Annotated in this window: 10 protein-coding genes and 1 tRNA gene; 3 read left to right on the top strand and 8 right to left on the bottom strand. The window is 70.0% G+C overall.

The window, feature by feature from the left end; translation table 11 throughout:
• Positions 1 to 684, top strand: a 684-nt coding sequence (locus tag EAO75_RS47795; RefSeq protein WP_261989574.1) for an AMP-binding enzyme, incomplete at its 5' end; no start/stop codon positions are given.
• Here the strand turns inward: EAO75_RS47795 and EAO75_RS36945 are convergent.
• From EAO75_RS36945 to ehuB, 6 genes are all read right to left on the bottom strand, one after another.
• A tRNA-Lys gene (locus tag EAO75_RS36945) sits at positions 650 to 723 on the bottom strand. The genes EAO75_RS47795 and EAO75_RS36945 overlap by 35 nt on opposite strands.
• Before the next feature lie 102 nt (positions 724 to 825).
• Entirely contained in the window at positions 826 to 1,590 is a 765-nt protein-coding gene (locus tag EAO75_RS36940; protein ID WP_147999487.1) for an IclR family transcriptional regulator, read from the bottom strand.
• Positions 1,591 to 1,767: 177 nt separating this feature from the next.
• Positions 1,768 to 2,544 (bottom strand): ectoine/hydroxyectoine ABC transporter ATP-binding protein EhuA, encoded by a 777-nt coding sequence (gene ehuA / locus EAO75_RS36935; protein WP_147999486.1) that lies wholly within the window; start codon positions 2,542 to 2,544, stop codon positions 1,768 to 1,770.
• A gap of 10 nt (positions 2,545 to 2,554) precedes the next feature.
• Complete coding sequence (gene ehuD / locus EAO75_RS36930; RefSeq protein ID WP_147999485.1) at positions 2,555 to 3,205, bottom strand: ectoine/hydroxyectoine ABC transporter permease subunit EhuD; 651 nt, start codon at positions 3,203 to 3,205, stop codon at positions 2,555 to 2,557.
• On the bottom strand, positions 3,202 to 3,924 hold the full coding sequence (gene ehuC, locus EAO75_RS36925) for an ectoine/hydroxyectoine ABC transporter permease subunit EhuC (RefSeq protein WP_147999484.1): 723 nt from the start codon (positions 3,922 to 3,924) through the stop codon (positions 3,202 to 3,204). Before ehuC ends, ehuD begins: the two co-directional genes overlap by 4 nt.
• On the bottom strand, positions 3,921 to 4,826 hold the full coding sequence (gene ehuB / locus EAO75_RS36920) for an ectoine/hydroxyectoine ABC transporter substrate-binding protein EhuB (RefSeq protein WP_187284738.1): 906 nt from the start codon (positions 4,824 to 4,826) through the stop codon (positions 3,921 to 3,923). Before ehuB ends, ehuC begins: the two co-directional genes overlap by 4 nt.
• Before the next feature lie 47 nt (positions 4,827 to 4,873).
• On the opposite strand from ehuB, the gene EAO75_RS36915 reads away from it, so the two are divergent.
• A complete protein-coding gene (locus EAO75_RS36915; RefSeq protein ID WP_147999483.1) occupies positions 4,874 to 5,374 on the top strand; it encodes a DUF3830 family protein in 501 nt (166 codons plus the stop codon).
• Positions 5,375 to 5,405: 31 nt separating this feature from the next.
• Complete coding sequence (locus EAO75_RS36910; RefSeq protein ID WP_147999482.1) at positions 5,406 to 5,993, top strand: hypothetical protein; 588 nt, start codon at positions 5,406 to 5,408, stop codon at positions 5,991 to 5,993.
• Here the strand turns inward: EAO75_RS36910 and EAO75_RS36905 are convergent.
• Positions 5,974 to 7,365, bottom strand: coding sequence for an amidase (locus EAO75_RS36905; protein ID WP_147999481.1), 1,392 nt, complete (start codon positions 7,363 to 7,365; stop codon positions 5,974 to 5,976). The two genes, EAO75_RS36910 and EAO75_RS36905, sit on opposite strands and share 20 nt — an antisense overlap.
• 40 nt (positions 7,366 to 7,405) lie before the next feature.
• On the bottom strand, positions 7,406 to 8,292 hold an 887-nt coding region (locus EAO75_RS36900), incomplete at its 5' end, for a D-2-hydroxyacid dehydrogenase (RefSeq protein ID WP_148000502.1).

The raw sequence follows: 8,292 nt of genomic DNA, 5'->3' as shown, positions 1-8,292 counted from the left end.
GACCCGGAGACCTGCGCGGAATGCCCGCCGGCCGTCTTCGACGCGGGCGGGCGGCTGGTCAACGGAGACACGGCGATCGGGGAGCTGGTCAACCGGGGGCCGAACCCCTTCGAGGGGTACTGGCGCAATCCGGACGCGGAGGCGGATCGGCGGCGGGAGGGCTGGTACTGGACGGGGGACCTGTTCTGCCGGGACACCGACGGCTATCTGTACTTCGCGGGACGCGGCGACGACCGGCTCCGGGTCGACGGGGAGAACCTGTCCGCCGCGATGATCGAGAACATCCTCGCCCGGTACGAGGGCGCGGACGCCGTCGCCGTGTACGCGGTGCCGGATCCGGTGACCGGGGACCAGGTCATGGCGACGATCGCGGGGAAGTTCGACCCGGTGGCCTTCGCCGGGTTCCTGCTCGCCCAGCCGGATCTGGGGACGAAGATGGCGCCCCGGTTCGTGCGGGTGGTGGAGCGGATGCCGGTGACCGCCACGAACAAGATCCATCGGGCGGGTCTCAGGCGGGAGGGGCTGCGGTGTGCCGACCCGGTGTGGTGGCGGCCGGAAGCGGGGGAGCGGACGTATCGAAGGCTGACAGGGGCGGAGATCACGACATACGCCGAAGGGCCTCCCGCTCCCACGAGAGGCCCTTCTGAGGTGCGCCGCCAGGGACTCGAACCCCGGACCCGCTGATTAAGAGTCAGCTGCTCTAACCAACTGAGCTAGCGGCGCATGACTCGCGCCGACCGCGTATTTCGTGCTCTTCGCGGCTGGCGACGAGAAAATACTACCTGGTCCGCGGGGGTGCTTCGGACCACCGCCGAGCTCGGCCGGTCAGGACTGGATCGCGAGCGACAGCAGCACCGGCGTCGCGCCGCGGTTCAGGGTGTCCGCCGCCTGGCGCAGCCGGTGCGCGTGCTCCAGCGGGAGCGACAGGGCCAGGCAGCCCACCGAGGAGCCGGCCGTGATCGGGACGGCCGCGCACACCGTGCCCACCGCGTACTCCTGGAGGTCGAGGTGTGGGACCGTCGGCGGCTGGGACTCCAGGCGGGAGAGCAGCACCTTGTCGCTGGTGATCGTGCGCGAGGTGAGCCGGGCCATCTTGTGCCGGGAGAGGTGGTCGCGCCGGCCGTTGTGGTCGAGCTGGCCCAGCAGGCTCTTGCCTATGGCGGTGGCGTGGGCGGAGAAGCGGAAGTCGACCCACTCGTTGACCACGGGAGTGGCAGGGCCGGCCGCGAACTGGTCGATCTTGACCTCGCCGTCGAGGTACCGGCTGATGTAGACGGCCGCGCCGACCGAGTCCCGCAGCCGGTCCAGGGTGTCCTGGAGGGTGTCGCGCAGGGCCTGCTCACGGCCCTGGGCGGAACCGAGGCGGGCCAGGGCGTCGCCCGTGACATACGCCCCGTCGGCGACCTGCTCGACGTAGCCCTCGCGGCGCAGCATTCGCAGGAGGCCGGTCAGGCGCTCCGGGCTGATGCCCGTGTGCCGGGCGAGCTCGGTGTCGGTGACTCCGGTGCTGTGCCGTGCCACGGTCTCCAGGACGCGCAGGGCGTCCTGGACCGAGTGGTACGGCGTCGTCGACTCGTGCTGCAGCGCCACGGTTCCCCCTGCGGTCGCACGTCGCTTCTCATCGGGCGGGGTTCGAGTCTCTCTGTCAGTCTCCTTCACGATAGCGGGCAAGAGGCTTGTAGTGAGCGGTTGTTGACGAGATTGCGACGCCCTCAACTGCGGTGCTAGCACTCTGGCATATGCCAAAGTCATGGTCCGACCGAGACGTCACAGCACAGCGCTGAGAAACTCCCGGGTGCGGTCGTTCTCGGGGTCGTTGAAGATCTTCTCCGGGGTGCCGGACTCGATGACCCGGCCGGAGTCGAACATCAGGACCTGGTCCGAGATGTCCCGGGCGAAATTCATCTCGTGGGTCACGCAGAGCATCGTGATGTCGGTGGTGCGGGCGATGTCCCGCAGCAGGTCCAGGACGCCCGCGACCAGCTCCGGGTCCAGTGCCGAGGTCACCTCGTCGAGCAGCAGCACCTGCGGCCGCATGGCCAGCGCCCGCGCGATCGCCACCCGCTGCTGCTGGCCGCCGGACAGCTGGGTCGGGCGGGCGTCGCACTTGTCGGCGAGGCCCACCATGTCGAGGAGCTCACGGGCGCGTGCCTCCGCCTCGTCCTTGGCCATGCCGAGGACGGTGACCGGGGCCTCGGTGATGTTGCGCAGCACGGTCATGTTCGGGAACAGGTTGAACTGCTGGAACACCATCCCGATCTTCTTGCGGACCTCGCGGATCTGCTTCTCGGGGGCCGGGAAGAGCTGCTCACCGGCGACCGTGATCGTGCCCTCGTCGGGCTTGGTCAGGGTCATCAGCAGCCGCAGGATCGTCGTCTTGCCGGAGCCGGACGGGCCGATCAGGGTGACGTGCTTGCCGGACTCGACGGAGAAGTCGAGCCCGTCGAGCACCGTGTTGGACCCGAAGCGCTTGGTGACGTGGTCGAAGCGGATCAGTTCGCTGCCGTCCACCGGCGGGTTGGCGCTCGCGTCGGGTTCTTTCATGAGAGGGGTGTCAGCGGACAAGGCGTCGCTCCAGGGCTCGTACGAGAAGGGAGGCCGGATAGGCGATGACGATGAAGGCCACTCCGATGACCGTCAGGGGCTCGGTGAACTGGAAGTTCTCCTGCGCGAACAGCCGCGCCTCGCCGAGCATCTCCATGACGGTGATGGTCATCAGGATCGGGGTGTCCTTGAGCATCGCGATGACGTAGTTGCCGAGGGCCGGCACGACCCGGCGGATCGCCTGCGGCAGGATCACCACCCGCCACGTCCTGGTCATCGGCAGGTTCAGCGCCGTCGCGGCCTCCCACTGGCCGGCGGGCACCGCCTCGATGCCGGCGCGGTAGACCTGCATCGTGTACGTCGAGTAGTGCAGCCCGATCGCGAAGACGCCGGTGGTCAGTGCCGAGGCGGTGACGCCCCACTCGGGCAGCACGTAGAAGAGGAAGAACAGCTGCACCAGCAGCGGGGTGTTGCGGATGAACTCCGTCACCACCCCGACCGGCCAGCGCACCCAGCGGCTCGGCGTGCGCATCAGCAGCGCCCACACCAGGCCCAGCGCGAACGAGATCAGCGAGCCGAAGGCCAGGATCTGCAGGGTGAGCAGCAGTCCGTCCCAGAATCGCGGCATGAAGTCGGCGACAGCGCCCCAGTCCCAGGTCATCCGAGAGCACCTCCCGCGCCCACACCGGTCGTCTCAGGTCGGTGCAGCTCCTGCTCGGGCGTGCGCCCGACCGACTTGCCGACACCGGCCTTGAGTTTGCGTTCCAGTCCGCGCATGCCCCGCGTGAGCAGGAAGGCGATGACGAAGTAGATCAGCAGGACGTACGTGTAGATCTCCGCGCTCTCCTGGAGCGCCAGGCGCACGAGGTTGGCGCTGAAGGCCAGGTCGCCCATGCCCATCACGGACACCAGCGCGGTGCCCTTCAGCAGTTCCACCAGCAGGTTGGTGAACGACGGGATCATCTCCGGCACCGCCTGCGGCAGCAGGATCAGCCGCATCCGCTGCCACGGCGTGAAGCTGAGAGCGATGCCGCCCTCGCGCTGCGCCGGGTCGACGGAGTTGAGGGCGCCGCGGACGATCTCGGCGCCGTACGCCCCGTAGGTCAATCCGAGCGCGAGCGTGCCCGCCCACAGGGGCACCAGCTGCCAGCCGAACGCGACCGGCAGCACGAAGAACACCCAGAAGATCATGATCAGGGCGGAGGTCCCGCGGAACACCTCGGTGTAGGTGCCCGCGAGGAAGCGGACTATCCACAGCCGGTGGGTGCGGGCCATGCCGACGCCGAAGGCGACCACCGTGGCCACCAGTCCGCTCAGGACCAGCAGCTGGACGGTGATCCATATCCCTTTGAGTACGAGTTCCCAGAGTCCCGAGGTCATCCGCCGCACAGCTCCTTCGCGGTGAGGTCGGTCATCTCCGCCTCCGTGAAGCCGAAGGGCTTGAGGATGCGGAACAGCTCCCCGCTCTTCTTGAGCTTGTGCAGCTCGACGTTGAAGGCGTCCCGCAGCTTCGTCTCGGTCGGCCGGAACGCGAACGCGCCGCCGTCGACGTGCGGTTCGCCCTCGACGAGGGGCGCGAAGGCCTTGGTGGACTCCGCCTTGGACGACTTCTTGACGACCTCACGGGTGGTCAGCGCCGTACCGGCGAAGGCGTCCACGCGTCCCGCCTCGACGGCGTTCAGCCCCGCGACCTGGTCCGGCACGATCAGGATGTCGCTCTCCTCGTACCCCGCCTCGACGGCGTACTGGATCTCGGCATAGCCGGTCCCGGTGGCGAACTTGGCGCCCTTCTCGACGATGTCCTTGTAGTCGTGCAGGCCCTTGGGGTTGCCCTTGCGCACGATGAAGGAGTCGAGCATCTGGTAGTCGGGGTCGGAGAAGATGACCTGCTCACAGCGCTCGGGATTGACGTACATCCCGGCGGCGACGACGTCGAACTGCTGGGAGTTCAGGCCCGGGATCAGCGAGCCGAACTCGGTGGGCACGGGCTGTACCTTGTCGACGCCCAGCCGTTTGAAGATGACCTTGGCGAGCTCCGGCGCCTCGCCGGTCAGCTCGCCGTTCTTGTCGATGTAGCCGAAGGGGATCTCCCCCGCGATACCGAGGCGTACGACGCCCGCGGCCTTCAGCCGGTCGAGCAGATCGCCGCCTTCCGTGGTCGATGCCGTGSCCACCCGCGAGCAGCCGGCCGCCCCCAGCGCACCGAGCGCCGCCACCCCCGCGAGCAGCGACCGGCGCGTGGTCCCTTGTGTGAGTCTGTCGTTCCCATTAGGTGGAGCCATGGCGGCGCGGCTACCCGGGAGCATGCGATGTATGCACCCTGGGATGCATGACTGAACGGTTCATCGAGGTGTCACTGGTCAAGCGCGGGGTCCACTGCAAGGCCAAACTCCTGGACGACCGCGCCCCGCTGACCTGCGCGGCCGTCTGGGACGCCCTGCCCCTGACCGGCGACGTCTACCACGCCAAATACGCCCGCAACGAGATCTACGCCCTCTTCCCGCCCTTCGCGGAAACGGAGCCGCCGCTGGAAAACCCGACGGTCACCCCTATTCCGGGCGATCTGTGCTATTTCGCCTTCGCCGGTACGGAACTGGGCACCAAGTCCTACGGCTACGACCGCGAGGTCCGCCCCGGCACCACGGTGGTCGACCTGGCCCTGTTCTACGAGCGCAACAACCTGCTCCTGAACGGCGACGTGGGCTGGGTGCCCGGCATCGTCTGGGGCCAGATCGTGGAGGGGCTGGAGGAGATGGCCGAGGGGTGCAACGACCTGTGGCGGTCGGGGGCGCTCGGGGAGTCGCTGAGATTCCGGCGGCTGGAGGGGTAGAACCAGGCCCGCCTCGTACAGACTTGGGGCCATGTCGAACACGATCGCCGGGCTGCTCGGTGGTGTCATCGGGGCGCTGATCTCGGCCCTCGCCATGTTCCTCGGGCCGCTGGCACATCAGCGGCAGATCGCTCGGCAGGAGCGGGCGCGGGCCGACCGTGAGGCAACTCAGGTGCAGTTGCAGCGGGTGGCCCGGGCTCGTACGGCGATCCGGGTCTGGCACGACTTCCTGCGGCGCGCTCTCACCGACCTGGAGGCCGGTCGCGCCCTGGACGCGGAGCGGTTCCTCGCGCAGGCCGACGCCATGCGGGACGAGGCGAGGGCCGCTTCCGACGACCTTCTGGGTGGTGGACTCTGGATCGGATCGCAGCAGTTCGGTGCCTTCGTGCAGGTGACGGAGGTGCTGCGCAACCACCACGCGGGGCACGCCGACGCCGACGGCCGGGCGCTGCTCGTCGAGGACGATCTGGGCGGTCGGGTGGCGCTGGGCTGGAAGGACGACCTCTACAACTCCAGAGCGGGTCTGAACGAGGAACTCCTGACCTACGTCGAACACCTGCGGGACACCCCCGTCGAGGTGATCGACACCGGTACGCCCGTCAGGCCCCGGAGGTCGTGACCCCGGCCTCGTAGAGCGCGTGCGCCGCCCGCAGCACCAGATCGTCGCGATGCCGGGCGGCCACGATCTGCAGGCCCACCGGCATACCGTCCCCGTCCGTGCCGACGGGGACGGTGGCCGCCGGCTGCTGGGTCAGGTTGAAGGGGTAGGTGAACGGCGTCCAGCCGGTCCACCGGCGGTGCCCCGAGCCCTTCGGAACCTCGGCGCCTGCCTCGAAGGCCGTGATCGGGAGGGTCGGGGTGAGCAGGAGGTCGTAGGCGTCGTGGAAGCGGCCCATCCGCCGGCCCAGTGCCATCCGGACGTCCACCGCGGCCAGATAGTCCAGCGCGGACAGGCGGGCGCCGGCCGCGCAGATCTCCCTCAGGCCCGGGTCGAGCAACTCCCGCTGGTGCGGCCCCAGTTGCTGGGTCACCCGGGCGGCCCCCGTGAACCACAGGGTGTGGAAGGCGTCCACGGGGTCGGTGAAGTCGGGGTCGGTCTCCTCGACGTACGCCCCCAGCCCCGCCATCCGCTCCACCGCCCGCCGCACCGCCGCCGCGACCGCCGGACGCACCGCCACCTGGCCGCCGAGGGACGGGGAATAGGCGACGCGCAGGCCGCGCACCCCACCCGACAGAGCCGCGGCGAAGGAGCCCGGCGCCGGCGGGAGCGCCGACCAGTCGCGGGAGTCGGGCGCGGCGATGACGTCCAGGAGCAGGGCCGCGTCGGCCGCGTCACGGGTCATCGGGCCGACGTGCGAGAGGGTGCCGAAGGCGCTCGCGGGGTACAGGGGGACCCGGCCGTACGTCGGTTTCAGGGCGAAGATGCCGCAGAAGGCCGCCGGGATACGGACGCTGCCGCCGCCGTCCGTGCCCAGCGCGAGCGGCCCCGCGCCGAGGGCCACGGCCGCCGCCGCGCCGCCGCTGGAGCCGCCCGCGGTGCGTGTCGGGTCCAGGGGGTTGCGGGTGACGCCGGACAGCGGCGAGTCGGTGACGCCCTTCCAGCCGAACTCGGGGGTGGTCGTCTTGCCGAGGAAGACGGCGCCGTGCGCCCGCAGCCGGGCCACCGAGGGGGCGTCCTCGTGCCAGTTCCCCCGCTCCGCGACGGTCTTCGAGCCGCGCAGGGTCGGCGTCCCGCGCATCAGCAGGATGTCCTTCACGGTGACCGGGACACCGTCGAGCACACCGGCCGGCTCGCCGCGCCGCCAGCGCTCGGCCGACTCGCCGGCCTGTACGAGGGCCTCCTCTGCGGTGATCCGCACGAACGCGTTGACCTCCGGCTGGATCCGCTCGGCCCGCTCCAGGGTCGCGCGGGTGGCGTCGACGGGGCTGAACTCTCCCTTGCGGTAGCCGTCGAGGAGTTGTACGGCGGTCAGTTCGGTCAGGTCCGTCATGCGCCCTCCAGGCTCGAATCCGCGTGAATCCGCGGCGAGTTCAACGTCCCGGTACGTACCCGCGCTGCTTGTCCACGACGTTCAGCAGCGGCCTGCCCGCCTCCCACCTCTCGTACAACTCCACGAACTGACGACCGAGTTCGTCCCGCCAGCCGACGGTGTCCCCGCTCATGTGCGGGGAGACGATCAGTCCCGGCAGTTCCCACAGCGGGCTGTCCGGGGTGAGGGGTTCGTGCTCGAACACATCGAGCGCGGCGCCCGCGAACCAGCGTTTGGTGAGGGCCTCGGCCAGCGCCTCCTCCACCACCAGTTGCCCACGTCCGATGTTGATGAACCGGGCCGAGGGCTGCATGACGCCGAAGCGGCGCAGATCGAACATGCCGTGCGTCTGCTCGGTGAGCGGCGCGGCCGCGATCACCCAGTCGGCGCGGGACAGCAGCCGGTCGAGATCGTCCGGGCCGTGGATGCCGGTGCGCGGGACCCGGCCGACCAGCGCGGTGGTGATGTCGAGGGCCTTGAGCGTGCGGGCGATCGTCCGGCCGATGGGACCGGAGCCGACCACGCACGCGCGCGTGCCGGCCACGCGCTGCCCCTCGCGGTGCCGCCACTGCCGCGAGCGCTGGAAGTCCAGGGTCCGCGGCAGGTCCTTCGCCATCGCCAGCACCAGCGCGGCGACGTACTCGGCGATCGGCTGGTCGAAGATCCCGCGCGCGTTGGTGACCACCGTGTCGGACATGGTGAGCTCGGGGCACATCAGGTGGTCCACGCCCGCGCTCGCCGTGTGCACCCAGCGCGGCCTCGGGCCCTCGCCGGGCCAGGCGGCCCGCACGGCGTGCGAGGTGAAGTCCCAGACCAGCAGGACGTCGGCGCGCGGCAGCCGCTCGGCGAGGGTCGACTCGTCCGCGTGCTCGACGCGGGCGCGGCCGG

It is taken from the genome of Streptomyces sp. UW30 (assembly GCF_008042075.1).
Taxonomy (GTDB): Bacteria; Actinomycetota; Actinomycetes; order Streptomycetales; family Streptomycetaceae; genus Streptomyces.
The sequence above is the reverse complement of the archived record's forward strand: the minus strand, read 5'-3'. Positions and strand labels throughout refer to the sequence as shown.

Bases quoted from the DNA above. Each gene is read 5' to 3' on its own strand.
- EAO75_RS36910 (WP_147999482.1), top strand. From the start codon at position 5,406: ATGTCGAACACGATCGCCGGGCTGCTCGGTGGTGTCATCGGGGCGCTG.
- ehuC (WP_147999484.1), bottom strand. From the start codon at position 3,924: ATGACCTCGGGACTCTGGGAACTCGTACTCAAAGGGATATGGATCACC.
- ehuD (WP_147999485.1), bottom strand. From the start codon at position 3,205: ATGACCTGGGACTGGGGCGCTGTCGCCGACTTCATGCCGCGATTCTGG.
- EAO75_RS36915 (WP_147999483.1), top strand. From the start codon at position 4,874: ATGACTGAACGGTTCATCGAGGTGTCACTGGTCAAGCGCGGGGTCCAC.
- ehuA (WP_147999486.1), bottom strand. From the start codon at position 2,544: ATGAAAGAACCCGACGCGAGCGCCAACCCGCCGGTGGACGGCAGCGAA.
- EAO75_RS36905 (WP_147999481.1), bottom strand. From the start codon at position 7,365: ATGACGGACCTGACCGAACTGACCGCCGTACAACTCCTCGACGGCTAC.